This is a genomic window from Hirschia sp. (assembly GCF_058892565.1).
Genome location: NZ_JBZXVU010000007.1, coordinates 13,761 through 38,884, shown reverse-complemented (window position 1 = coordinate 38,884; position 25,124 = coordinate 13,761). Strand labels below are relative to the sequence as shown.

General features: G+C 45.4%; 24 protein-coding genes. 14 read left to right on the top strand and 10 right to left on the bottom strand.

Going from position 1 to position 25,124, the window contains the following annotated elements; genetic code table 11:
• The first annotated feature begins 91 nt into the window (after positions 1-91).
• The 3 genes from AC5EF3_RS02715 (at position 92) to AC5EF3_RS02705 (ending at position 8,281) form a co-directional block, all read left to right on the top strand.
• Positions 92-5,017 (top strand): alpha-2-macroglobulin family protein, encoded by a 4,926-nt coding sequence (locus AC5EF3_RS02715; RefSeq protein WP_493546936.1) that lies wholly within the window; start codon positions 92-94, stop codon positions 5,015-5,017.
• A gap of 30 nt (positions 5,018-5,047) precedes the next feature.
• Complete coding sequence (gene pbpC / locus AC5EF3_RS02710) at positions 5,048-7,096, top strand: penicillin-binding protein 1C (protein WP_493546935.1); 2,049 nt, start codon at positions 5,048-5,050, stop codon at positions 7,094-7,096.
• A 174-nt stretch (positions 7,097-7,270) separates the two neighbouring features.
• Positions 7,271-8,281 carry a response regulator gene (locus AC5EF3_RS02705; RefSeq protein ID WP_493546934.1) on the top strand — a complete coding sequence of 337 codons (1,011 nt, stop codon included), beginning with the start codon at positions 7,271-7,273 and terminating at the stop codon, positions 8,279-8,281.
• Between the two features lie 15 nt (positions 8,282-8,296).
• Here the strand turns inward: AC5EF3_RS02705 and AC5EF3_RS02700 are convergent, their stop codons facing one another.
• The gene (locus AC5EF3_RS02700) at positions 8,297-8,629 is read right to left on the bottom strand and encodes an ArsR/SmtB family transcription factor (RefSeq protein WP_493546933.1); all 333 of its coding nucleotides are present in this window, start codon (positions 8,627-8,629) and stop codon (positions 8,297-8,299) included.
• Between the two features lie 425 nt (positions 8,630-9,054).
• On the opposite strand from AC5EF3_RS02700, the gene AC5EF3_RS02695 reads away from it, so the two are divergent.
• The 6 genes from AC5EF3_RS02695 (at position 9,055) to leuB (ending at position 13,896) form a co-directional block, all read left to right on the top strand.
• Entirely contained in the window at positions 9,055-9,651 is a 597-nt protein-coding gene (locus tag AC5EF3_RS02695) for a 1-acyl-sn-glycerol-3-phosphate acyltransferase (RefSeq protein ID WP_493546932.1), read from the top strand.
• An 890-nt stretch (positions 9,652-10,541) separates the two neighbouring features.
• Entirely contained in the window at positions 10,542-11,414 is an 873-nt protein-coding gene (locus tag AC5EF3_RS02690; protein ID WP_493546931.1) for a VOC family protein, read from the top strand.
• A gap of 47 nt (positions 11,415-11,461) precedes the next feature.
• Positions 11,462-12,088: a 3-isopropylmalate dehydratase small subunit gene (gene leuD, locus AC5EF3_RS02685; RefSeq protein ID WP_493546930.1), complete on the top strand. Its 627-nt coding sequence runs from the start codon at positions 11,462-11,464 to the stop codon at positions 12,086-12,088.
• A gap of 3 nt (positions 12,089-12,091) precedes the next feature.
• The gene (locus tag AC5EF3_RS02680) at positions 12,092-12,391 is read left to right on the top strand and encodes a putative quinol monooxygenase (protein WP_493546929.1); all 300 of its coding nucleotides are present in this window, start codon (positions 12,092-12,094) and stop codon (positions 12,389-12,391) included.
• Between the two features lie 16 nt (positions 12,392-12,407).
• A complete protein-coding gene (locus AC5EF3_RS02675) occupies positions 12,408-12,716 on the top strand; it encodes a putative quinol monooxygenase (protein ID WP_493546928.1) in 309 nt (102 codons plus the stop codon).
• 106 nt (positions 12,717-12,822) lie between these two features.
• On the top strand, positions 12,823-13,896 hold the full coding sequence (leuB, locus tag AC5EF3_RS02670) for a 3-isopropylmalate dehydrogenase (RefSeq protein ID WP_015828132.1): 1,074 nt from the start codon (positions 12,823-12,825) through the stop codon (positions 13,894-13,896).
• A 65-nt stretch (positions 13,897-13,961) separates the two neighbouring features.
• Here leuB and AC5EF3_RS02665 read toward each other — a convergent pair whose 3' ends face one another.
• From AC5EF3_RS02665 to AC5EF3_RS02655, 3 genes are all read right to left on the bottom strand, one after another.
• On the bottom strand, positions 13,962-14,522 hold the full coding sequence (locus AC5EF3_RS02665) for a manganese efflux pump MntP (protein ID WP_493546927.1): 561 nt from the start codon (positions 14,520-14,522) through the stop codon (positions 13,962-13,964).
• Positions 14,523-14,619: 97 nt separating this feature from the next.
• Positions 14,620-15,165 (bottom strand): lipocalin family protein, encoded by a 546-nt coding sequence (locus AC5EF3_RS02660; protein ID WP_493546926.1) that lies wholly within the window; start codon positions 15,163-15,165, stop codon positions 14,620-14,622.
• Between the two features lie 61 nt (positions 15,166-15,226).
• Complete coding sequence (locus AC5EF3_RS02655; RefSeq protein ID WP_493546925.1) at positions 15,227-16,636, bottom strand: spinster family MFS transporter; 1,410 nt, start codon at positions 16,634-16,636, stop codon at positions 15,227-15,229.
• Between the two features lie 222 nt (positions 16,637-16,858).
• Between AC5EF3_RS02655 and AC5EF3_RS02650 the strand changes: the two genes are divergently transcribed.
• A complete protein-coding gene (locus AC5EF3_RS02650) occupies positions 16,859-17,701 on the top strand; it encodes a class I SAM-dependent methyltransferase (protein ID WP_493546924.1) in 843 nt (280 codons plus the stop codon).
• A gap of 54 nt (positions 17,702-17,755) precedes the next feature.
• Here the strand turns inward: AC5EF3_RS02650 and AC5EF3_RS02645 are convergent, their stop codons facing one another.
• Positions 17,756-18,667, bottom strand: a complete 912-nt coding sequence (locus AC5EF3_RS02645; protein WP_493546923.1) for an MBL fold metallo-hydrolase — start codon at positions 18,665-18,667, stop codon at positions 17,756-17,758.
• A 131-nt stretch (positions 18,668-18,798) separates the two neighbouring features.
• On the opposite strand from AC5EF3_RS02645, the gene AC5EF3_RS02640 reads away from it, so the two are divergent.
• Positions 18,799-19,512, top strand: coding sequence for a 2OG-Fe(II) oxygenase (locus tag AC5EF3_RS02640; protein ID WP_493546922.1), 714 nt, complete (start codon positions 18,799-18,801; stop codon positions 19,510-19,512).
• Here AC5EF3_RS02640 and AC5EF3_RS02635 read toward each other — a convergent pair.
• From AC5EF3_RS02635 to AC5EF3_RS02625, 3 genes are all read right to left on the bottom strand, one after another.
• Complete coding sequence (locus tag AC5EF3_RS02635; protein WP_493546921.1) at positions 19,509-19,931, bottom strand: thioredoxin family protein; 423 nt, start codon at positions 19,929-19,931, stop codon at positions 19,509-19,511. The genes AC5EF3_RS02640 and AC5EF3_RS02635 overlap by 4 nt on opposite strands.
• A 2-nt stretch (positions 19,932-19,933) precedes the next feature.
• A complete protein-coding gene (locus AC5EF3_RS02630; RefSeq protein ID WP_493546920.1) occupies positions 19,934-20,947 on the bottom strand; it encodes a hypothetical protein in 1,014 nt (337 codons plus the stop codon).
• A gap of 125 nt (positions 20,948-21,072) precedes the next feature.
• Positions 21,073-21,348: a DUF2293 domain-containing protein gene (locus AC5EF3_RS02625; protein WP_041301566.1), complete on the bottom strand. Its 276-nt coding sequence runs from the start codon at positions 21,346-21,348 to the stop codon at positions 21,073-21,075.
• Between the two features lie 345 nt (positions 21,349-21,693).
• On the opposite strand from AC5EF3_RS02625, the gene AC5EF3_RS02620 reads away from it, so the two are divergent.
• Entirely contained in the window at positions 21,694-22,233 is a 540-nt protein-coding gene (locus tag AC5EF3_RS02620) for a hypothetical protein (RefSeq protein WP_493546919.1), read from the top strand.
• 6 nt (positions 22,234-22,239) lie between these two features.
• Here the strand turns inward: AC5EF3_RS02620 and AC5EF3_RS02615 are convergent, their stop codons facing one another.
• Entirely contained in the window at positions 22,240-22,425 is a 186-nt protein-coding gene (locus tag AC5EF3_RS02615; RefSeq protein ID WP_493546918.1) for a DUF3008 family protein, read from the bottom strand.
• Between the two features lie 171 nt (positions 22,426-22,596).
• On the opposite strand from AC5EF3_RS02615, the gene AC5EF3_RS02610 reads away from it, so the two are divergent.
• Together AC5EF3_RS02610 and AC5EF3_RS02605 are read left to right on the top strand one after the other, a co-directional pair.
• A complete protein-coding gene (locus tag AC5EF3_RS02610) occupies positions 22,597-23,592 on the top strand; it encodes an LLM class flavin-dependent oxidoreductase (protein WP_493546917.1) in 996 nt (331 codons plus the stop codon).
• 9 nt (positions 23,593-23,601) lie between these two features.
• Positions 23,602-24,405: an SDR family NAD(P)-dependent oxidoreductase gene (locus AC5EF3_RS02605; protein WP_493546916.1), complete on the top strand. Its 804-nt coding sequence runs from the start codon at positions 23,602-23,604 to the stop codon at positions 24,403-24,405.
• On the opposite strand, the gene AC5EF3_RS02600 is transcribed toward AC5EF3_RS02605, so the two are convergent.
• Entirely contained in the window at positions 24,377-25,099 is a 723-nt protein-coding gene (locus tag AC5EF3_RS02600) for an AbiU2 domain-containing protein (RefSeq protein WP_493546915.1), read from the bottom strand. The genes AC5EF3_RS02605 and AC5EF3_RS02600 overlap by 29 nt on opposite strands.
• Positions 25,100-25,124 lie beyond the last annotated feature (25 nt).

Below are 25,124 nucleotides of genomic sequence, written 5' to 3'. Positions count from 1 at the left end.
TAATTTTGTTATAGCAATGTTTTCTATTTGCGCTTGTAGCTAAATTATTCGACACGCATTAAGGTCACTTAGTGGGTGGATGGAGAGAATTATGCGTATTCAGACTTTGAACGGTTTGCGAATTGGGTTGGCATCGGCAATTATGTGTCTGGTGGCAGCGTGTGGAGACCCCAATACGCAGCCCTTGCAGAATTTAAGTGATATTCGCGACACCGTCGAAGGACCTGAAATCGAGGTCCGTGCAGAAAAAGCGCGTCGAGCTGAAGAAGAAAAATCCAAGAATTTTGAATTTGTTAGATACGCCGCAAATACGCAGGGTGATGCTCCCATTGCATGTCTTGAGTTTTCGCATTCACTAAGTTCAAAGACTGATTATTCTGCATATATAGAACCGCCTGAAGATGTCTCTCTTGCGCTGGATGTTCAAGGATCGAAATTATGTATTGGTGGGCTTGGTTTTGCTGCAGCCACTGATCTTGTGCTCAAAGCTGGTTTGCCTGGATCGGGACGCGCACGTAAATTAGAGCGTGATCAGAAAATCACGATCGATTTTGGCGACCGTCCTAGCTATGTTGGATTTAAAGGGGATGGAGTTATTCTTCCCCGCGTTGACGCGGATGGTTTGGCGATTGAAACGGTCAATGTAGACACATTAAAAGTTAGCGTTTCTAGGGTAACGGACCGTGCTCTTGTATTTAAAAGCATTACAAATGGTTTTACTGCCGGTCGCGGTGAATACACTTGGCAGGGGGGCGATGAAGACCCAGCTGATGTATCAGAAAAACTGTGGACAGGTGAGATAGATGTCGAGAATTCAGGCAATATAGCTGCGACGACTGTCTTTTCATTGGCGAGCGCTGTGCAAAAGCTTCAGCCGGGTGCTTATTATGTGAGCGTTGAAGAGGTGCCTGCAGGATCGCTTGAAGTGGATCAGCCAGCGCGAGCTGCAAGATGGTTGATTGTGACTGATCTGGCACTAACCGCCTATCAGGGCGATAATGGACTTCAGGTGACAGCCCGTTCGATTGATACGGCTAAAATAGCGCGCGATGTAAGACTTGATCTGGTGGCGCGAAGCAATGAAATTCTAAAATCTGCTAAAACAGATTTGTTAGGACGTGTTCAATTTTCGGCACCATTGCTGCGTGGCGACGGCCCGCAACGGCCGCGTATGGTGATGGCGTATGATCAAAATGGTGATTTTGCTGTTCTTGATTTAGAGCGTCCAGCTGTTGATCTTTCTAAATATCCGGTAGGTGGTCGATCCGCTCCTGATATGACAGATGCCTATCTTTATACCGAGCGCGGAATTTACCGTCCCGGTGAGACAGTATGGATTAGTGCCTTGGTGCGTGATTTGTCGGTACAGTCCGTTTCTTCAGCAGATGGTGTTATGCGTCTTTACGCGCCTAATGGCGTGGAAGCTGCCAATTGGCGTTTTGAAGGCGGGCTAGAGGCTGGAGGTATGTCGCGTTCATATGTGCTGCCTAAGGCTGCTGCGCGTGGCATGTGGCGTATTGATCTAGATCTTGATGGCCAAGGTGTGGTGGGAAGCACACGCATATCTGTGGAAGATTTCGTGCCTCAACGGATTGAATTGAAAGTATCTTCTGAGAGCCAGACTGTTGTTGCTAAAGATGAAACGCGTTCGATAAATGCGGATGTGCGTTTTCTCTATGGTGCACCGGGTGCTGGTCTAACTGTTGAAGGCCGTACGCGGGTAGAAGTTGATCCAAAACCGTTTGCCGACTTTGCCAATTATGCGTTTGGAAACCATGACGAGCAATTTCGTCAGCGAGAATTTGACCTTAAAGACGCAACAGCGGATGGAGCAGGGCAAGCTGTTTTGCGTTTAGATGTTGCACAGCAAAGCATTAAAAGTTCGAAGCCATTACGTTTAAGAACTGTGGTCAGCGCGATGGAGCCGGGTGGTAGAGCGGTTCGCGATGATATCCGTATGCCATACCGACCCAATGAAGTTTATGTTGGGGTGTTGCCTGAATTTGATGGCAGTGCAGCACAAGATGAAGCCGCGCGTTTAAAAGTGGTGGCACTTCAATCTGATGGAACCCAAATCGCTGGAAATGTGAATTGGAGCCTTGTGCGCATTGATTGGGATTATGATTGGTATCGCACTGGTGGTGGCGCTTGGAAATGGCGTCGCACGCGTAATGTGGTTCCGATCCAAGAAGGCGACCTTGAATTATCTGCAACAGAAGCAGCAGTATTAGTGACACGGTCTTTGGACTGGGGTGATTATGAATTAGTGCTTACCGAAGAAGCGACTGGCGCGACTGCAAGTTATGGCTTTTGGGCAGGTTGGGGCGGCGGCCCGCAAGAAGGTGTTGAAGCGCCAGATCGCGTGCGTATTTCTGCGCCCAAAGACCCTGTCGAAATAGGTAAAAAGGCGAGTTATACAATCTTGCCACCTTATGCGGGTGAAGCAGAAATTGTAGTGGCTAATGATAATATTATTGAAACGCGCACGCTGACTGTGCCTGAAAAAGGCTTGAAAGTTGATTTCAATGTCACAGAAAAATGGGGGGCTGGTGCTTATGTGATGGTGAGTGTGTTTACACCGCGCGATCCAGTTGCGCGCCCCAGACCGCGTCGCGCTGTGGGGGTTTCTTATGCGCCAGTAGATGTGAAAAACCGCACTTTTGAATTAGATATGAAAGTTGCGGATGTGGTTGAACCACGCCAAAAAGTGACAATTGAGCTTGAAGCAACCGGTGGTCCGCGCGGCGAGAAAGTGTTTGCGACATTAGCTGCGGTTGATGAGGGTATTCTTCAACTCACAAAATTTGAGTCACCTAATCCGAGCGAACATTTCTTTGCAAAACGTCGTCTGGGTGTGATGCTGAAAGATGATTATGGGCGCTTGCTTGATCCTAACCAAGGCGCAGCTGCAGAGCCGCGTTCGGGTGGTGATCAGATTGGCGGTGCTGGGCTGACCGTTGTTCCAACAAAATCAGTGGCACTGTTTTCTGGTATTGTTGCAATGGGACGCGATGGCAAAGCCGAAATTGAACTGGACCTTCCAGACTTCAATGGTGAATTGCGATTGATGGCGGTGGTGTGGTCTGACACGGGTATGGGGGCTGTGGATGAGCCGCTAACTGTGCGTGATGATGTGCCTGCTGAGGTTATCTTGCCGCGTTTCCTTGCGCCTGGTGATACGGCGATTGCCACTGTGACAATGGATAATGTGGCTGCGACACCTGGAAATTACGATGCAGCGCTTGCTGCTGGAAAAGGTGTTGAAATTGGAGATGGCAATGTCACAGCTATGCTGAAACAAGGTCAGCGTGCTGATATTGCAGCATCTATTTCTGCTTCAAGTCAGGGTGTGTCTAATATCAATATGACATTGACTGGCCCGAATAATTTTCAGATCGAACGTGAATATGGCATAGAGGTTAGATCGCCATACTTGCCATTAAGCCGAATTGAAAAAATTGTGCTTCAGCCAGGTGAAAGCTGGACAGCGTCGGCCAATGCACTGAATGGTTTTGTGGCAGGCTCTTCAAGTTTAATGGTGTCGGCATCAGCTATTCCTATGGATGCATCTGCACTTTATAAAAGCCTGAGTGAGTATCCATATGGATGCACAGAGCAAACAGTTAGTCGTGCATTGCCATTATTATACGCTGAAAATCTGGCAGGCATTGCGGGATTAGAAGCGGATGCGCAGATCAGCTCCAAAGTGCAAGAAGCAGTGTCGACTCTTCTAAACCGTCAAAGCTCTGATGGTTCAATTGGACTTTGGCGCATGGGAGACAGAAATGCATCGCCTTGGGTGGGGGCATATGCTGTAGACTTTATTGCGCGTGCAAAAGCGGCTGGATATTTGGTGCCTGATGCGGCGTTGGAAAAAGCCTATGCATCATTGGCGAAAGTGGCTGCTCAACAAAACCAATGGGGATCAGGGTATAACTATGATGTTTATACATCGCGCTGGCACAATGATACGCAAGAGCGTCTAAGTAATCGCGCAGCAGCTTATGCGGCATATGTCTTGGCGCGCGGCGGTAAAATCGAGGCATCTCGTCTGCGTTATTTGCATGATGAAATGCTTGGCAAAATTGATAGTCCTTTAGCCAAAGCTCAAATTGGAGCGGCGCTTCACTTTATGGGTGATAATGCAAGATCAGTCTCTGCGTTTGACGCAGCAACTGAGGCTTTGGGTTATGACAATACTGGCGATTATTATCAGACACCGCGCCGCGATAGAGCCGGCGTTCTCGCTTTGGCGGGAGAAATTGGGGATGCACCACTTGTTGCAGACCTGACCGAGCAGGTGGTGGATAAATTGCCTGATCCAGACCGTTTAACAACTCAAGAAAAAGCTTTCTTGTTGATGGCTGCAAATAGCCTATCTAATGGAGCTAGCAGCGTTGAGCTGACAGGTGCAGGCAAAGTCGTGCAGATTGCTGAAAGGCGCTCCTATTACGCAGATGAAGCTTCTTTTGATACCAGCGATAGTGAAATTGATGTGCTGCCTACCTTTACAAATGAAGGTGAGGGTCCGTTATGGCTGACAAGTGTCGCACGTGGTGCGCCTGTAAAAGCGCCTCCGGCTGTGCGTGGTGGATTGAGTGTTTCAAAATCTATCTTCCAGATGAATGGACGCAATGCCCAATTGGGGGACATGAAACGCGGTGATCAAGCTATCATCGCATTAAGTGTTCGCCCGCAGGATAAGAACTCACATCCACTTATCATTGCTGACCTATTGCCGGCAGGATGGGAAATTCAAGCTGTGCTTACCCCCAATACATCTGGACCATATAGCTTTGTGGGTGATTTGAGTTATCCCGATGTGGCTGAAGCACGTGATGATCGTTTTCTTGCCTCTTTAACAGTGCGGGATGGAGAGCAGGCGATGCTTGCTTATGTCATTCGGGCCGTCACGCCGGGAGATTATGCATTGCCGGGCGCCGTGGCTGAAGACATGTACCGTGCTGATGTATTTGGACGAACATCAGCTGGGCGTGTGAAGATCTCAGCGGAGTAAGTCTTGAGCTGGTTTCAGCGGATAAAAAAAGTGAGATTGTGGCCAAAGGCATTTTATTTTGCATTGGCCGCTATCTCTCTTATCGGGTTTCTGGATTTAGCGTTTCCACCACCATTGGCAAAGGCTAACCAGATTTCTCAAGTTGTGCTCGATCATAGAGGACAGCCTCTGCGGGCGTTTCCACTTGAAGATGGTCGCTGGCGTTTAAAGGCTGATCTAGATATAGTCGACCCTGCTTTTATTGAGGCTTTGCTTGCCTATGAAGATGAGCGTTTCTATCAGCATATAGGTGTTGATTTTCGAGCGATTTTGCGCGCGAGTTTGAACCTTGTGAAAGCTGGTGAAATTGTATCGGGTGGATCGACGATCACTATGCAAACGGCGCGTTTGCTTGAACCAAAACAACGCACATTTGGCGCAAAGATTCAGCAAGCTATAAGGGCACTGCAATTGGAATCGCGTTTATCCAAACGTGAAATTCTGGAATTATACCTTACTCTGGCACCCTATGGCGGCAATATTGAAGGGCTGCGTTCTGCAAGCTGGGCATATCTGGGGCGCGAACCCAATAGCCTGACACCTGATGAAATCGCGCTCTTGATTGCATTGCCGCAATCGCCTGAAGCGCGGCGACCTGATTTAAGGCCGGAGTCCGCAATTAAAGCGCGTGCACGTGTTTTGCAGCGATTGGTGGAAAAGGATGTTATTGCAGAAGATCGTGCACTAGAAGCTATGCAAACGGCAGCGCCTAAACGCCGTGATTTTCCAGCCTTTGCATGGCAAGCCACAGAAGAAGCGCGTCGACGCGCGCCGCCTTTGCAGGCGGATATATACACATTTTTGGATTTTCAACTGCAAACTCGCCTTGAAACAATGGCAAGAGATGTCGTTGAAGAACTGGACGATCGCGCGCAAATGTCTGCGATTGTGGTTGATATTCGCACACGCAATGTTTTGGCATCTGTCGGGTCTGCTAGAAGAGATAGGGCGGGTGGATGGTTGGATCTTACAAATAGATATCGCTCGCCTGGATCGACTTTGAAGCCATTTATTTATGCAATGGCTTTTGATGAGGGGCTTGCCGCGCCATCAACGCATATTTCTGATTTACCCAAGCGATTTAAATCATATCAGCCAGAAAATTTCGATCGCACGTTTCGCGGCGATGTGACGATTGCGCAGGCTTTGCAGCATTCTCTAAATGTCCCAGCTGTGCATGCCCTAGAAGCGATAGGTCCATCTCGGTTTGCAGCAAGCCTTGCATTTGCAGGAGCTGCGCCGCGTTTGCCTAATAGAGCCGATAGTGATGCTGGTTTGGCTTTGGCGCTTGGAGGTGTTGGGCTGACAGCTCGGGATTTGGCAGTTTTGTATGCCGCTTTGGGCGGGGATGGGATTGCTCACTCTTTAAATTGGATTGAAGGAGAAAGCGCTTCTGCTGTAAGCGAAGGTCAAACGCGTTTTTTAACCTCACAAGCCTCTCGAAAAGTTTTAGAAATTTTAAAGTCAGCACCAATGCCGGATGGTCGTATGCCAACGGTTTTAACAAGAGATGCGCCTCAAATAGCATTTAAGACAGGCACGTCTTATGGATTTCGAGATGCGTGGGCGGCGGGTGTTTCAAATGGACTAGCAATTGTGGTCTGGGTGGGACGCGCTGACGGGGCTCCACGGTCTGGAGCGACAGGACGTAAAGTCGCTTTACCTATACTTTTTGATGCATTTGATATCGCGACTCTGACTTTACGACGCACCAATGGGGGATTGAATGTCGGTGAAGAAATGACAGGCGTAGATCCATTTACATTGGCTAATTTTGAAAGAGACAAACAGCCTCCAGAAATCCTGTTTCCACCTGATAATAGTGAGATATGGCAGGACAAAAAAGATAGAGGTTTTACGCTATCTGCGCGCGGCGATGGTGAGCTGACTTGGTATGCTCAGGGCCAGAAAATTTTGGCGAATCAGTTCGGAGATTCAATTTGGACGCCCACAGAAGAGGGGTTTTACTTATTGGAAGTTGTCGACAAGTCTGGCTTAAGTAGTGCCTCAACCGTCAGAATTACGCAACACGCGCAATAAATCTTGTGCAAAATGTGGCAAATTTCAACTTTTCACTGGTTGTTCTAGGGAATCATACTTACTTCTAAGTTAAGTGTAGAATAGTTTTTCTTAAAGGTTGTATTTATTTCAACTGATGAAGAGCATGAGTAAAGTCACGAGTTTTGTATGATCGTATTGCCGGGGGGATTCTAGTTGATAATTCAACTGATTGAAGACGATACGATTTACACTCAAATCGTCCAGAAGATGTTTGCAGATGTGTCCGATGTGACTCTGCATGTTAGTGCGCGACTGGATGATTTTCTCTCATCGAATTTAATAAATACAGTTGATCTTCTTCTTGTTGATGTGCGGCGTCCAGATTCAATTTCGTTGGATGAAGATTTTCAATTGCTTCAGCAAATTACATCCGCGCCAATCGTGTTTATTTCACAAAGCAGCACAAAAGAGATTCGTGTAGAAGCTTTGGAAATTGGGGCGGAAGCCGTGATTGATAAAGCGGATCTTTCTGAAGGTCTTATTCGGCAATTAGTGCTTAATTCCAAAGCGCGTGGACGTAATGGTTCACGTGAAAGGCTTTGGGAAAAAGCCGCAGTTGAAAGAAATTTTGCAGCGTTGCAAGCACCACTTGCTTATCTTGAATCAGGTTTGAGTACATTGGGCGAGGTGATGCGCGAGACTGGGAAATCAGGATCTAGCGAGTTTGTGGATCATTTAAGAGAAACTATTCAGGCAATAAAAAAATATACTGAAGATGATTTGTCTGCTCAATCGGGTGGATCTTTGCATTTGCTAATTCAACAATCCTTTGAACGTATTCAGCAATTGGCTGAGATGCGTAAGGTCAATTTGAAAGTTGACTGGGAAGAAGCTGGATTTCGGCATATTGGTTCAAATGCATTGGTCCAATTAGGCGTTCAACATTTACTCGAAGGCGTATTGCGGTGCTGTTCTGCAAAAGATGGCATTTGGATGCAGGGTGAAAAAGCAGAGCAGACTGGATTGAGTGTTATTCGAGTTCATATGAGCCGACGTGTTCTGCCTTCGGTAGATCTTATGTTTCCAGGTGGAACTCCAAGTGTAGGAGTTGGACTGGATGCACTTTCGTCTATGCAATTGGGAAGCCTATTGTTGATGCTCACACCTAAACAAGTAGAATTGAGCTGCGAACAACGTCAACAATTACTCAGTGTATATCTTTAGTTAGACGTCCAGATTTTAAGTTTTGTAGAATTTACACAATGCTTCAACAACAGAATGACCGATACCTTCTGTTGCACGATAATATATTGTTTGTGCTTCGCGGCGTGACGCCACAAGGTCAGCTGCGCGCATTTTGGATAAATGCTGAGATACTGAAGGTAGAAGTTGGTTTGTATATTCGGCAAGCTGATTGACAGATTTTTCACCATCTAAAAGTGCGCAGAGTATTTTTAGTCGCGTTTCATTGGATAGCGCTTTCATAACGTCAACAGCTTCTCCAATTCGTGAATTGGTTAGATTGGATGTATCCATCGGAAAGGGTATTGGGGAGATTTTACTGTTGGGCATTATTTTATACTTCCGCGATATTATAATCTACTTAATCTTCTAAACATTTCTCTAGCAAGATATAGGGTCTATAGTGTCGATTTTTAGACCTTTATTATATTTGTTGTTAGTCCGATCTACGTGCCGCTTACATATATGATGGGTATGATTCAAATGATTTGAGTATTGGATGATGCGACATCATAAAATCTGAAATTTGAATGCCATTGAAGATATGATTTCAGGGCGTGTTTTGCATGTATAATTCCAAGGCTCTCTGCTTTTTTGAGGTGTTTTCTTAGATGTATAACTGTAGAAATGGGTACAATTAGAATTTAAAAACACAATACCAGCATGCTTTTAGAGCGTTTGTTCTAAAGGCTCAATCTTGACGCAGCGGAATTTTGATAAGATTCGTATAAGTCACTCAAAAAATGGTACAAAAAATGGCTGCTTATAATAATCCAACGGTCAGTCCATCCACACCTCGCATGGGGAATGGCGTGACAAGATGGTTGGGGAGTCTGGTACTAATGATTCTGGGGTGGAAAATAACCGGCCAGCTTCCTGATGAAAAAAAAGTGGTTGTCATTGGCGTGCCTCATACGTCAAATCTTGATTTTATCGTGGCGATGGCATCAATGCAGTCCATCGGGCTGAAAATGTCTTTCATGATGAAACAAGAAGCTTTTTTCTTTCCCTTTGTGAATTTATTCAAATGGATGGGGGGCGTTCCAATTGATCGTAAGAATGCTCGCAATATATCCGAACAAATGTCGGAGTGGTTCGATGCGAATGAAAATGTCTGGCTTGGGATTACACCTGAAGGAACACGTTCTAAGGTGGATGGGTTCAAGCCAGGATATTTAAAAATTGCATATGCTGCTAAAGTGCCGGTCTTCGTCATTGGCATAAATGGTGGCACCAAAGAAATTTTATTGACGAAGCTCTGGGATTTAACGGGTGATTTGGAAACAGATAATCAGGCAATTCGGGCATTTTGTGCAGAGAATTTTGTAGGCATCAAGCCAGCGCGACAATAACGCGGCGACTTTTTATTATTGCAGCTCCAAAATGTCGCCACACGTTAGGCTAGAGTAAATCTAGTTTATAGTGGAGGTGAATGTCAGCTTGATTTGGTGGAATATTGGGGGCTGGGTAGGTGCATTGTGAAGAGAGGGAGGTAGCCTTGCAAAGATCTCAATTTGTATCTGCAAATAGTTGGAGTTCGAAGTATTTCAAATCGCACAGAGAGAATTGCGTACTTGATACAAGAGATTGTGCATTGCCTGATATTACAATTGTCCCAAGAAACTAAAAGAGTGGTTCTATTGGGTGGTTTTAAAAAAATCAGAAATTATTTTTGCGAATAAAATTTACAATTATGGTCGATGATTTTTATGGTTAATGCTAGTCTATGTATGAATTTACAATGCTGAATTCTGCCGATTTTTTCACTTTGAAGGGTGTTTTGTAGAGTTGATTTAAATTGGGGTTTTCGGGGGGATGCAACTGCAATTTTTCATTTTGTAAAAAATAATCTGAGATTTTTAGTTGATTTCCTGAGAATAATCTATATTTACGGTTTCTCGGTTTTTTGCTGGTTCTAAATCGAGAGAATATTAGAGCCAGTATAGTTTTGAAATCTAATAAAATTTGTTATAATTTTACTAGATGTTGTAAAAAAATTTTTACAACTTATATCATAGTCTAACAAGACATATCTGATGAGCTTCGTTAGATGAATCAGGGTTAGTTCGGATTTGCTTGCGTCCCCCCAACCCAGCTGGCAGTTTCGGACTTCGCGGTGCGCCGTTCCTCGTTTACGAGGGGCGGCGTTACTGTTTTAAGGGGCTGATTTCTCTCTTTCCCGATTGCATTTTATATTCTTCAAAATTGCTACAATTAGCCGTTAGGATAGGCTGACCTGTATTTGTTTTATGCTATATCTGGTCGTATGCTTACTGGATTAGATCATATCGTTTTGATTTGTAACGATTTAGACGTTGCAACTTCAAATTACAAAATGTTGCTTGGGCGTGAGCCTGATTGGACCGCTGTGACGCCTGATGATGGCACTGCGAGTGTGTGGTTTCAGATTGGTGAAACTGGACTTGAATTACTGGGGCCGGAAGGTGACGGACCAGTTGGAGACAAACTTAAAAAAATGATCGCTGCTGGTGGTGGTGGATTGGTGAGTTTAGCATTTTCCTGCGCGCAGATTGATGAGATGCACACACGTTTTTCCAAGCGTGGATTAGTCCCGTCGGACATTTCTCATGGCCAAAGTACAGACAGTGCGACCGGTAAGACACGATCTTGGAAACGATTGCGATTGGATACAAGTCAAACTGGTGGTGTACGTCAGTTTGTGATCCAGAATGAAAAAAGTACGCCTATAAAGTCAAAACATTATGGGGATGATAGCGTGCAGTCACTAGATCATGTGGTTATCAACTCGCTTCACCCTGAAAGAGCTGCAGCTTTGTATGGAGCGAGGTTAGGGTGTGATTTGAGATTGGATACGGAGCGTGTAGATTTAGCGTCTCGTTTTTTATTTTTTCGTGTTGGAACTTCCACGATTGAAATCGTTAGCCGCTTAGGAGTGAGTGCTTCAACTCAAATGAATGACTCGCTGTGGGGCCTTAGCTGGTATGTCAAAAATCTAGATATGGCGCATAAACGTGTAAAAAAAGCGGGTTTTAATGTTACGGATATTCGTCCGGGACGAAAAAAAGGCACTCAAGTCTTCACTGTTCTTGATAGAACGTGCAATACACCCACTTTGTTTATCGAGAGATCATAGAAACAGATTGCTCGATTAGATTTGATTTTGACGGACTGAGGCAATTTATGACCCCATTTACGACTCTACGCGGTGTTGCTGCTCCTCTTAAAACGGGTGACGCGCTTCTGGCGAATGTTGATACAGATATGATCATTCCCAAACAGTTTTTGAAAACTGTGACTCGTGAAGGGCTGAAAGTTGGTTTGTTTCACGAAATGAAGACAAATGAAGATGGAACGGCTAATCCTGATTTTGTGTTGAACAAGCCAGCCTATCAGACTGCATCTGTTTTGATTGCAGGTGATAATTTCGGATGTGGATCTTCACGTGAACACGCACCTTGGGCGATTTTGGATCAGGGGATTCGGTGTGTCATCGCACCGTCTTTCGCCGACATTTTCTTCAACAACTGTTTTAAGAATGGTATTCTGCCTATCGCCTTGCCGCAGGACATTTGCGATAAGTTGGCTTCACAAGCAGGCGGCGGAAATCATATTTTTACGATTGATTTGCCCAACCAGAAGATTACTGCACCAGATGGAACTGAGATCGATTTTGATATTGATCAGGGCCGTAAAACAAACCTTGTAAAAGGGTTGGATGAGATTGGTGAAACCTTGACGCATGGCGGCGATATTGAAGCATTTGAAAACAAGCGCAAGATTTTGACGCCTTGGTTGGAAAAAGCTTAAACAATGCTTTTGCTTGAAGGAAGTTTACGCATAAAAGCTGGAATGTTTGAAGCATCCCGAGCCATTTTCGTAGATTTCGTAAAAGCATGCAATGAAGAGGCGGGGTGCCTTGAGTTTTCCCTCTCTCAGGATGTCTGCGATGGGGATGTGCTCAACCTTCGAGAACGGTTTGTAGATGAGGCAGCCTTTCAGCAGCACCAGCAAGCAGAACATACTATAGCTTTCAAAAAATACCTTTACGCTTTGGGCGTGGAAGCACGAGATGTGCGTTATTATGAAAATGTAACGCCCATAAAGAGATAAGGTGGGCAGAGATAGCATGAGTCAGAAGGTAATCATTGTTATCGGCACGTTTCGCTTGCCCATCGAAAATCGCGAAGCCGCCCGCAACGCTATGCAAACAATGGTGGAGAAGAGTCGAGCCGAAGCAGGTTGTATATTATACAGTTACGCATTCGATTTGTTGGATGAAAACCTCGTTCATTTTATAGAGAAATGGGACAGCCGAGAGGCATTGCAGGCTCATTTTGCAATAAAGCATATGGCAGAATGGCGCAGCACTTGGCCAGATTTAGGAGTGGCAGATAGAAACGCCAATCTTTATGAAGCAGTCGAAGAGAGTTTTTAATATCTCTCCACGATTTTGCCCGGAAATATTGCGTAAAGCTGCGCGGCCTAGTAAGCGACCATAATTGACATAATAGCCCTGATTTAAACTACGAAAGCATGACCCCATGACACAGACATTTTTACTTCTCCCAGGTGACGGAATTGGACCCGAAGTTACAGAGCAGGCACGTCGTGTTCTTGATGTTGTGGCACCAGATTTAAAATTCTCAGAAGGGTTATTTGGTGGTGCATCCTATGATGTGCACGGCGTGCCTCTTACAGATGAAGTATTAAACCAAGCGCGCCAATCTGATGCTATTTTGATGGGGGCTGTAGGTGGTCCCAAATGGGCAAAAGTTGCACGTAATCTTCGTCCTGAAATGGGGCTTTTGAAGCTACGTAAAGAACTTGATGTATATGCGAATTTGCGTCCGGCATTTTGTTTTCCAGCACTTGCAGATGCTTCTAGCTTGAAACGTGAATTTGTCGAAGGGCTCGACATTATGATTGTACGTGAGCTGACATCGGGCGTGTATTTTGGAGAACCTCGCGGTATTGATGATTTAGGCAATGGCGAGCGCAAAGGCTATGACAATGCTTGCTATACGAGTTCTGAAATTCGTCGTGTGGCGCGTGTCGCATTTGAAATTGCCAAGGGCCGTAAAGGCAAGGGCGGTGCCTATCCAGGTGTGACGTCTACGGACAAATCCAATGTGATGGAATCGGGTGTGTTGTGGCGCGAGGAAGTTACGAAGCTTCACCAAGAAGAATTTGCAAATGAGCCACTAGATCACATTCTTGCGGATGCGATGGCTATGCAGCTTGTAAAGAAGCCGAAAGATGTAAATGTGATTCTTGCGGATAATCTCTTTGGTGACATTCTGTCGGACGAAGCAAGCCAGTTGACTGGTTCTATTGGTATGTTGCCGTCTGCTGCATTGGGTGAGCCGGGCACTCCGGGTTTGTATGAACCTGTTCACGGATCTGCACCTGATATTGCAGGCAAAGGGCTTGCAAACCCTTGTGCAGCGATCCTGTCTGCTGAAATGGCGCTGCGTTGGTCACTTGATCGCGCTGATGCGGCTGATCGTATTTGGAATGCTGTGGGTAAAGCACTAGAAGATGGTGCGCGTACAGCTGACCTCGGCGGTTCAATGTCTACGGCTCAAATGGGTGATGCGATTATTGCCGCATTGTAGATTTTAGCTAAATTGATCAGAATAAAAGCGCCGCTTGAGTGATAGAGCGGCGTTTTTTTTGGGCTTTAGGCTGTGTGTTGGTAAAAAATAGAAATACCAATCGCAATAAGAACAAGACCGCCCAAAATTTCAGTATGATGGCCTAAGCGTTCGCCCACCCGAGGCGCGATTAAAAAACCAAATGAGCTAATGATAAAACTTGTTGAGCCTATAAGCAGACAAACCCAAATGCTTGTGCCAGCCATAGCGAGCGCAATACCGACTGCTGCTGCATCTATGCTTGTGCCGATGGCTGTGAGGATTGCACTTAAGAGAGAATGTTCACGGGGCGCTGCGTCTTCATCATCATCATGACTGAGGCCTTCTCGAATCATGCGCGCGCCGATGATGGACAACAGTATCAACGCAACCCAGTGGTCAAAGGCCTCAATAATACCTGAAAAATATGTTCCTAATCCAAACCCGACAAGACACATCAATCCTTCTGCAAGGCCGAAAGTCAGGCCGGATTTCAATGCTTGGGTGATACCGCGACGCGGTGCTTTGGCACCAACAGCGATAGATGCCGCAAAAGCGTCGGTCGAAAGACTCAGGCTAAGGGAGAGTAATGTGAAAAAAGCTGACATGCAGCTTTCTATATTTGTATATTAGAAAGAGCGCCAGTGTCATTTTTAACTTTTAAATACACTTGATTGCGTAGATTTTTGTTCAACCAAAAGGATGTTAGTTAGGATGCTCAGTCATTTTTAACGGGGTTGTTGCATAACCTAATTCTTTGGCGCGCTTTGTGATGCTTTGGTAGATTTTGTCATCAAGTTTAGGGGTGCGAGACAATATCCAGAGATATTTTCCATCGGGGCTACCCACAAGTGCGGCTGAGTAATCTTCTTCTAGGTGCAAAATCCAGTAATCGCCCCAAGCGAAAGGCACCCATTTAGGCGCAAATTTTACCTTTAACTGGGCATTTCCCGTATCTTCTACAATGCGAGCTATGGCTGTCGCAGAGCGCACTTCACCTGCGTGGCAAGTGTTTGTGACATTGATATTGCCATCTGCACGTAAGCTGTATTCAGCGGTGACAGCTTCGCAATTTTTCTGAAAACTATTGGGATAGCGAGCTATTTCATACCATCTGCCTGCATATCGGTTGAGGTCAACTTCACTGACTGTAGCCGGCGGAGTATCAATTTTACGATAATCGGTTTGAGATGAACAAGCTACAAGCCCCATTAGCAAAGGAAGACTCAATGTGAGGGAGGGGTTTTTCATTGAGAAATCCTTTGCGGCCGGGGAAGTATAATGCTTATACGCATCCTTTGTCTGGTTGGATCTATGTTGCTGGCTCCGATACATATCTGTCGCGCACAAATGTTCGCCCAGATATGAGGAAGAAGAGACCCGCCAATGCAAACAGAGCCGTGGCAGCAACACAGGCCATTTGAATGCCATACCCTTTTGCAGCACGACATGCCGATTGGGCAGCTTCACTTAAGCTAGCATCCGCAAAATTACAGGATGATGAAAGTGTGCCTGCAAACTCACCCGAAGCGAGCTGATTGGACGCGAAAATATCTGCCATCAGGCCTATAATCGGGGGACCAAATCCATAGCCGATCAGGTTGACGACAAATAACAATACAGCAACGGCCGTGGCACGAGATCGTACACTCACAACTGCTTGAGCTATATTATACTGCGCACCAATGTAGAAATACTGTAAAACACTACCCAGCATCAGCATAGCAAGCATTAATCTATGGTCGGATGCGAAGAAGGAAAATGCGTAGAATGGTACGGCAATAAGAAACGCAATGCCGGAAACCCAAGTTGGTGCGGTTTCTGATTTTTTGGATGCGGTTTGGGTGAGATAACCACCCAGAAATGCACCAAGAGTGGCGGCTAATCCAACGGGGGCCATAAACATAATTGCAGTTTCACCAGCTGAATATCCGTGAACATATTGGATAAATAATGGTGTAAAACCGACAAGTCCATACCCTGCAAAAGCAGCTAAAGTTGCGCCAACAGCCATGATCCAGAAAGTGGGTTTGCTGAAGATTTCGACGATAGCATCTTTAAAATTTGTTTGACTTGCCGACTTGGTAGTCGGCGGATCTGAATAGCCACGCGGCGGTTCTTTTATTGTCAGTAAGACTAGTATTCCGATAATTATACCGGGAGCACCGACATAGATGAATGCTTCGCGCCATGTGAAATTTTGAATAACCCAGCCACCGCCGAGTTGAGCCAGAACACCACCGGCAGTGACGCCCATTGCATATATCCCCAAAGCTGTGGGGCGAGCGACAGGTTTGTAATAGTCACTGATGAGGGAGTTTGCAGGTGGTGTGCAGCCTGCTTCGCCGATACCAACAAGGAGTCGAGCAAGGAGTAAGGTTACAAAGCCAGTTGCAAAGCCGCACAAAACTGTCGCTAGAGACCATAATATGACACAGATGCCGATAATACGAACGCGATTGTGGCGCTCTGAAAAGTTCGCAATCGGAATGCCGAGCATGGTGTAGAAAAGGGCAAAACCGATGCCGGATAAAATACCGAATTCAAAATTGCTCAGTCCAAATTCTGCGATGATCGGACCACCCATCACACTGATGAGAATACGGTCGATAAAATTAAATGTGTAAACGATAGTCAGTGTCCACAGGACAAATGAGCGATAGCCAAAGCTACCGAAATTGTTTCCTGTATTTGTCACAATGCTTGTGTCTGTTGTGCTCATAAATTTCACTCCCCATTTGACATACGTCTCTTTGTACGTTTGTTCAAAAATAGAGCTTATCAAGTCTTTTGGTCGCGGCAAGTCGTTAAATTATTAAAATTGAAAACAGTCTGCTAAGCCAATCGTCAAATAATTAGATTTTTTATACTCTTGACCTCAAGTTAACATGAGCTTGTAGGCTGGTTGAATGGTAAAACTAAAACAAGGCAAGGACGACACCTTATGAACAAGACTCATAATATTCAGTCAGATATGAAGACGCTTTGGAATGGCGCAGCCGGAAATGCGTGGGTTGAATCTCAAAGTTTACTTGATGAGATGTTTAAACCCATTGAGCAAGCTTTGGTCAAAGCTGCTATTGATAGCGGTGCGTCAAATGTTTTGGATATTGGGTGTGGAGCTGGAACAACAACTCTGACATGTTCAAGAGCACTCGGTGAAAAAGGGAAACTAACCGGACTTGATATTTCGGCTCCACTCATTGAGGCGGCGAATTTACAAGCTAAAAAGACGAAATCATTGGCTCAATTTGTATGTGCAGATGCTCAAGAATATACATTTGCGTCGAATGCTTTTGATCTAATTATTTCACGTTTTGGCGTGATGTTTTTCTCTGATCCGGTGGTTGCTTTTACCAATTTACACAAAGCGGCAAATGAAGAAGCAAGATTGCATATGTATGCGTGGAGACACCCGGGAGTGAATGATTTTATGACAACTGCCATGCGTGCAGCAGCACCATTCTTACCGCCAATGCCAAAACCAGAGCCAAACACAGCAGGGCAGTTTGGGTTTGCTGACCCTGATTATGTCATGTCGGTTTTAGAAGAGGCTGGATGGAAAGATGCAAAGCTAGAAAAAGTCGATTTCCTTTGCTCATTTCCAGCTGAACAAATTGAACAATATAACACGCGGTTGGGCGTGTTGGGGACTTTGCTTCCAGAACTTGATGAGAATGTCCGCAACAAGATCATTTCGGTCGTGAATGCGGCATTTGAGAAATTTATTTCAGCTGATCGGGCGCAATTTACTGCTGCCTGCTGGAAGATCACCGCGAGAGCTTAGAGCAATAAAGTGCAGCCTATAATGTATTGGCTGCACTTTGCTTTTTGATGATGATTATTCAATTTTTCCAGTTAGGTCTCGATAAAGTGTCCACACCATGCGCTCAGTGGTGATGAATCCCCAATTCCAATCGTCGTGATAATCAGAGAGTGGGTTGGCAGCTTGTATGGTTGCTAGGTCTTTGTCTTGAGAGACATATCCAGCAATCAATTTTTTCGTGTCAGCCAACATGCGAATGCTTGCTTTGACTTCTTTGACAGTGGATGTGGGCCCATGTCCTGCAATGATAACTGTATCCTCATTTGCAACATCCAATATGGCTTGCATGCCTTCGATATAGCCATCAACGCTGCCGCCATTATCTAGGTCGATATACGGAAAGCGGTTGGCAAAGAGGAGGTCGCCAGCGTGAAGGATATTTGCTTCTTCAAAATAGACAAAAATATCGCCGCTCGTGTGTGCATTAGGTGCGTGATAAAATTTTGCTGTTTCACCATTCATTGTCACACTGTCACCAGCGTTCACATTTATAGTTGGCAGTGCGCTATCGGGTAAAGCTTCTGGTGTGCCTCCAGTCATTTTAGATGTGACGGGGTTTGCAGCTCCCGGGCGCACATTGGGATGCGCCATAATGAGCGCTCCTTTGTCGGCGAAATAGGCATTGCCACCGATATGATCATAATGGACATGTGTGTTGAGGATGAGTTCTACATCTTTGCCTGACAATTTGCGCTGGGCTGCATCAATGAGGGGGGTAAGCTCGCCTAGTTGGGTGTCGATCATGAAGACACCGTCTTCACCGATGGATACACCGACGTTTCCGGCTTTATCCGTGCGCAATTCATAAATACCATGTCCAAGATCAGATGTGTGGACGATGGTTTCAGGCGCTTTGGTTTCTTCTGCGAGTGCCGAAGGTGTCAAAAAAGTGAGTGTAGATGTTATTGTTATAAGTAAATTTCGCATCGTAAATCCTCCTTAAAAGCAAAGCTGAACATGGTGCCTTTAGTGCTGAATGACAATGTACAAACTTTTGAAAATCTTGTGACAGTTGCAAAGAGAATGTTCGCTATTGTTTGGTTTTGGTGCTAGGGGGAATGCCTCGTCAATTTGGACATAAAATTGTGCACCCATACTCTCCAAACAATGAAGTTCCCCAAGAATTCGTATTACCGACTTGGAATTGGCTAGCACAACTGGCCGATGAAAACTGGGCGATAGCCTATGATGTCGTGCCTCCAGAATTGACGCGTGCGCTTTATGTTCAAGCTTGCCGTTTGCATGCTGCCGATAAATTGAAACGAGCAGGAATTGGTCGCGCTGCCGACCTGACAATTGATACAGACATTCGCAGAGACAAAATTCACTGGCTTAATTCGCAGGATGATGTGCAGGCTGACTATCTTTCAGTCATGGAAAATGTACGACAAGCCTTGAATAGCTCTTTATTTTTGGGGCTTTTTTCGTATGAAGCGCATTATGCTGTTTATGAAGAGGGTGGATTTTATGCGCGCCACTATGATGCTTTTAAAGGCGCTAAAAATCGTGTCCTATCGACTGTGTTTTACCTAAATTCCGATTGGGTCGAGGCGCATGGCGGTGAGTTGGCTATCTATAGTGAAAATGAAGATACCGCTGCCTTGGCAGTTATCCCGCCTGAAGCTGGAACATTAGTCTTGTTTCTTTCTGAAGATGTGCCGCATGAAGTGCTTCCAGCTTATGCTGATAGATATTCTATTGCTGGCTGGTTCAGGGTGAATGACCGCCTTGGTGCACCAGCCTTGCAGGTGGTGGAAACGTCGATACTTTAATCTACGAGTGAGCACATAGCAGACACAAATTGTTCGGTTGGAATATTGCGAGCATCGCGCCAAGCAAACACGTCTGCTTTGTTGAGTAATTCACCATTTGGAGAAAGAACCATTATCGCTGGTAGGCCTTCCAGTTCTTCAAATCCAAGTGCTGCATACAGGCTTTGATTACGTTCGTATTTTCCAACGTCAATTTGGACGATTTCAAATTTGTTTCCTATCACGTTTAGCACGTCTTCATGCTCTAGCGTGGCTGACATTAGCCGAGCATCAGGACACCAATTTCCACCAAATAAAATTAACTGAGGAACATTGCGAACGAGGCTTGATGTGCGCGCTGCCTCTAGTTTTTCTGATGCATTTTCTGTTTCGTTAAACGGTGTATCTTTGGAGGTTATAACGATGTTTGAAAGTGACATTCTTATCGGCCTTTATGGTGTTCTGCTCTCGTTTTTACGATGTGGAGAATGTTGGACTGGATGTCGCCAAGAATCAGCTCTCCCCACAGCGTTCCATAGGTGTTTACGGGCGTTGATACAAGATAATTTGTATCAAGAAAGAGCCGTGTTTGTTGCGCGTTAATTGGCTCTAAACGATAGCCCCCATTTTGGATTTTGAGATGGGCACCATCGGGCGATATGTGTCTGTCTGTGTATTTTTGAACAGAGTCATTTGCGAAGACAAATTCCCATCTCAGGTCTTCGTTTTCATGCCATTGGCGTATGTGTTCTTCAAATGTGATATCGTCACCCCAAGCGGCATATCTGATAGCATTGGTTTCTTCTCCAATCACGATGGCAGAACGTGGGCGGTGAACCTGCAGGATATTTTGAGTGACATTCCATCGACCTTCACTTTGCTGGATGTCGTCCATTTTAAGAAGGTGAGGCCAGATTTCATTTGGTGTGGCATTGATCAACACCGAGCGTTCGACATTGCTTGTGGTGATTGGTGAGACTGTATTAGCATCAACGATCAGCATTAAAAAAGGTAGCGCCAGTAGAATGCTAGAGTGCAGTGTGGTGCGTTTACGATATCGGTTGTGCAATATTTTTACGGTCGTCGCTCCAAACCATGCAAATAGCCACCAGAGCGGTGCTAACATGGCGACACAGATCACTCCTTCACGAAGAATTATCGCGCCCATGATGAGGATGAGTAACACTAGAACAACAGGGATGATGGTGGCGCGTTTGGGCTTTTGACCATGTAAATCAGATAGCAGGTAGAAGACAGAGCCTAAGGCGTATGGCAAAACGACGAGTATACTTAGGCTGATGGCACCGCCGCCACCGTCCTTGCTAATCGCTTCAGATATAAGAAATAATATTAAACTCACTGTTAGAGCCAGCGCTAAAATAATAGCTAGGCGGATAGCGACCCACAAAGGTGAGCTGGGTTCTGGTAGAGGATCATCAGGGGTTTTATTATTCATCTTTATGCTTCCACATTCCACTCATGCCTCTGGTCAGACAGTATTGGATTTTGGAAGCGTAAGTTCTTTTGCATATTTGGGAAGCTGTAATTGTGTTTTAGAGACAATTTATCGCTAGAGATGTTTTATTTTTTCCAGCTTTGAATGATGTCGGCAACTTCTTCTTTTACAATCAGGATTGCTTCATTGCGGGTCATTGCATCGACCTGCTTTAGATTGTCAAAATCTGTCTGCGTGTTGCGAACATGCACGCGAGCAGACATCGCAGTTGCTGTTTTTAGATCAATGTCCCGATACTGATCGGACTGAACAAGAGCAATTATTGCATCACGGTCAGAGCTTGGACAATTGGGAAAGAAGCGCGCCATATGTTTAGAAATGGCTTTATAGGAATGAGGCATTACGGGGATATGATTCTTTGTGGGAGGGTTAAAAAATCGTATCCCCGCAATTCACCAGTGTCTAGATGAAAGCTGAGTGTCCAGCTAATTAGAGGCCTCTTCCGGACTATTTTGTCCAGAAGAGGCAATGCAGGCATTTAAGTGGGTGGGGACAAATGCCTGCAAATATGAGCCGGGTTTTCTCAGCTTCTGAGAGTTTAACGTTCTGCATTTTGGAATCCGTCGCGGGTGAGGCGTTTTTTCTCAATTATTTTTATGTGGGATTTTGCCTAGAGAATGACGTGCAATGTGGTAGCCTGCATTTTCTGATAAATGATCATACACATGAGCAAGTTGGGGCGGAAAATGAAACATCAATTTGGAAAAATGAGTGCGTTTTTATTGTTGGTATTAGGCGCATGTTTTGCGTCGCATGCATCGTTCGCACAAACGCGGGATTTGAGCCAGATTGTTGTAGACTTAGAGCAGAAGTCTTTGGAGTGCACAAATGCCGTTCAGGGGCGGGGCTATTCTGGCGTGTGTGCGCAAAATTGCAGAATAGGTGCAATGCAGCTGAAGAGCCACCCTGAAAAATGGAGCGAGCAAGAAATTCAAGGCTATCAAGATGCATGTGATGATCTTTATGACTTGGTCGATTTCAGCCCGTCTGCGTTAGAGGATATGGCTAAGATTAATGTCTTAAAGGAAGAGATGCAGGAAAAATCAAATGCCTGTAAAAATGCTGCGCCTTATTCTAAAGCAACGATATTGTGCCACAGACGTTGTCGAGGGATGTATACCCGCCTGTTGAATCTCAATGAATCTGCTACCGATGATGACGTTGATACCATCGTAACTGCTTGCAGAGATTTATATGCAGAAACAGGGCTGGGCCAAACACAATAAGGGCGTTTAGTCGTCGACTTTTTCTGGCAAATCATCATGTGATGTGCTGGCGATTTCTTCTAACTCGTCTTCGCTCATACTTTCATACATGTCTTTAGAAGCGCCTTCTAAGTCGGCAACTTTAGTGTTGCCCCGTTTGGCGGATAGTGCGGCTCCGGCGGCGCGTTGCTGTGCTTTGGATTGTGCTAGCATGGGTGTTTCCTGTTGGTTTAGTTGGTCTCAAGAGTGAACGCAAAAGCGAGGGCAGATGTTCCATCATGCACAGTCACAAATCATTAATTTGAAGGGTGAGGGTTGGATTTGGACAAAAACGCACGACATAGAGATGAAGCCGATAGCTAATTAATACCCTGGAGCTTCTTCATGATTCCGATTTCAATTCTGGACCTTGCACATATTGTCGAGGGCGGAGATGCAGCCCAGACTTTCAACGATTCTGTCGATCTGGCGCAAAAAGCTGAAGCATTGGGATATGAACGTATATGGTATGCAGAGCATCACAATATGCGAGGTATTGCGAGCTCTGCGACAGCTGTTTTAATCTCTCATATTGCAAGCAAAACCAAGAATATACGTCTTGGCGCTGGCGGTATCATGCTACCTAATCATTCGCCTTTAGCTGTAGCTGAGCAATTTGGAACGCTGGCGACACTGCACCCCAATCGCATTGATCTTGGCCTAGGAAGAGCGCCGGGTGGGGATCAAGACACGATGCGGGCTATGCGCCGCAATAAACATGCAGGTGATAACTTTCCCGGTGATGTGAGTGAGCTAATTGGATATTTAGGGCAGCGAGATGAAAGCGCTAAAATTGTTGCTGTTCCGGGTGAGGGGACAAATGTGCCTATATGGATTTTAGGATCAAGTATGTTTGGTGCGCAGATGGCGGCAGAGATGGGCTTGCCATATGCATTTGCTTCGCATTTTGCGCCTCAACAATTGGTGCAGGCGGCTGATTTTTACAGGCAAGCTTTTACCCCATCAAAATATTTGGACAAACCGCATTTCATGTTTGCTTGCAATGTGTTTGCTGCTGATACGCAGGAAGAGGCAAATTACCATTTCTCATCCTTGCAGCAGGCATTTGCGCGCATGGTGACGGGCCAACGTGGTCTGTTTCCAAAGCCGGTGGAAAACCTTGAATTACCAGCTCATGTTCAAAACCATATTGATACCATGCTGGCTGCAACAGCCGTTGGCACGAAAGAACAAATCATCGAGGAATTGCAGCCATTTATGGACAGGTTAAATCCAGATGAGATTATTATTACCTCCGCCTTTTATGATCCTGCGGCAAGGCTGCGTTCTATGGAGTTGGTCATGGAAGTACAAGATAAACTCGTTCCTTCAGCGAGATAGATAATGATTATGAGCAAAACAATTTTGATCACTGGTGCGACTGACGGGATTGGTCTGGAAACGGCAAAATTGCTCGTGGAGCAGGGCCATAATGTGGTGCTGCATGGGCGCAGCCCTGATAAGCTGGATGCCGTTGAAAAGACGCTGCGTGCCATGAATGGCGGCGGTGAGATTTCGCGCTATGTGGCGGATCTTTCTAGGCTGGCAGATGTACGCCGGATGGCCGATGAAATCGCAGCAGACTTTGCGCAATTGGATGTGCTGATCAATAATGCCGGTGTGTTGAAAACGGCTCACACGCGAACAGAGGATGGGTTTGATGTGCGCTTTATGGTCAATACGATTGCGCCATATTTGCTGACACAAAGATTATTGCTAATAATACCTTTAGATGGGCGCGTGGTGAATTTATCATCTGCAGCGCAAGCTCCTGTAAGTATTGCGGCATTGCAGGGCAAAGAGCAGCTGGATGATATGGCAGCCTATGCGCAGAGCAAGCTGGCGATTACGATGTGGACGCGTGAATTTGCTTCCCGTTATGGGGCAAGCGGCGTTGTGTTTAGTGCGGTAAATCCGGGGTCTTTATTAGCAAGTAAAATGGTCAAAGAGGGCTTTGGCGTTGCCGGGAATGACCTTAGCATTGGGGCTGATATATTGGTGCGCGCAGCCTTAAGCGAAGAATTTAGCAATATGTCCGGCAGGTATTACGACAATGACAATCACCGCTTTGCACCCCCACAAGCAGACGGCCTAGACGACACAAAAATGCGCGCCATTGTGGAGGCTATTGAGGGGATTTTGGATTCTCACTAGCGTACTTAAGTTTCATGCCATCTTCGAAACGGTCCCAAAAATCGTTGGCATTTAATTCGTTAATTTCTATAAAATCTTTGGGGTCCCATACTTTATCATTTATGAGTAGGCTCGCATCTTTTATAATGTCGTGAGCTTCTTTAAAAACTAGACCTATATCATCAAAAGTAGGGCGTACGGGGTGCGAATGGTCGGTATGCAACCTATGAGCAAGTGCTTGATTTCTCAGCTTTCTCATTCTTTCAAGAGGAGCTGATTTAAGCATTTTTGTAGTTCTGGAATGAAGGTTTTTAATTTGGTTTGTAATTTTATTCGTTGTTTCGAGTTCGTGCTCTAAGTTACCTGAACTTTTAGAAAGTGCTGCTTCAACAAAGATCGATGTGTTATCTTTTGGATTTATCAGTCGCTTTAAGCCGTACAGCGATATGCAATCAGACTTTTCGTTTTCCTCTCTATCAGTCAGACGACAAAGCGATAACACCGTCATACTGGCAGAAGAGCGAATAATGTGACTAAAGGTGAATGCTTCGTAGTTTAAGTTTATGAGTTCGTGAAGTGATTTTCGATGCCGTCCATTTCCTGTCGTGAACACGCTCCAGCTTGCTCTGGTGTGCTTCAGTTCATTTTCAAGTTCGATGACCAAATTTTTTGCTTCATTTAAAGTTTTTGACGATTTTTCTTCGTGTTTTGGCATAGCTAAAAATCATTCAAGTTCAGAA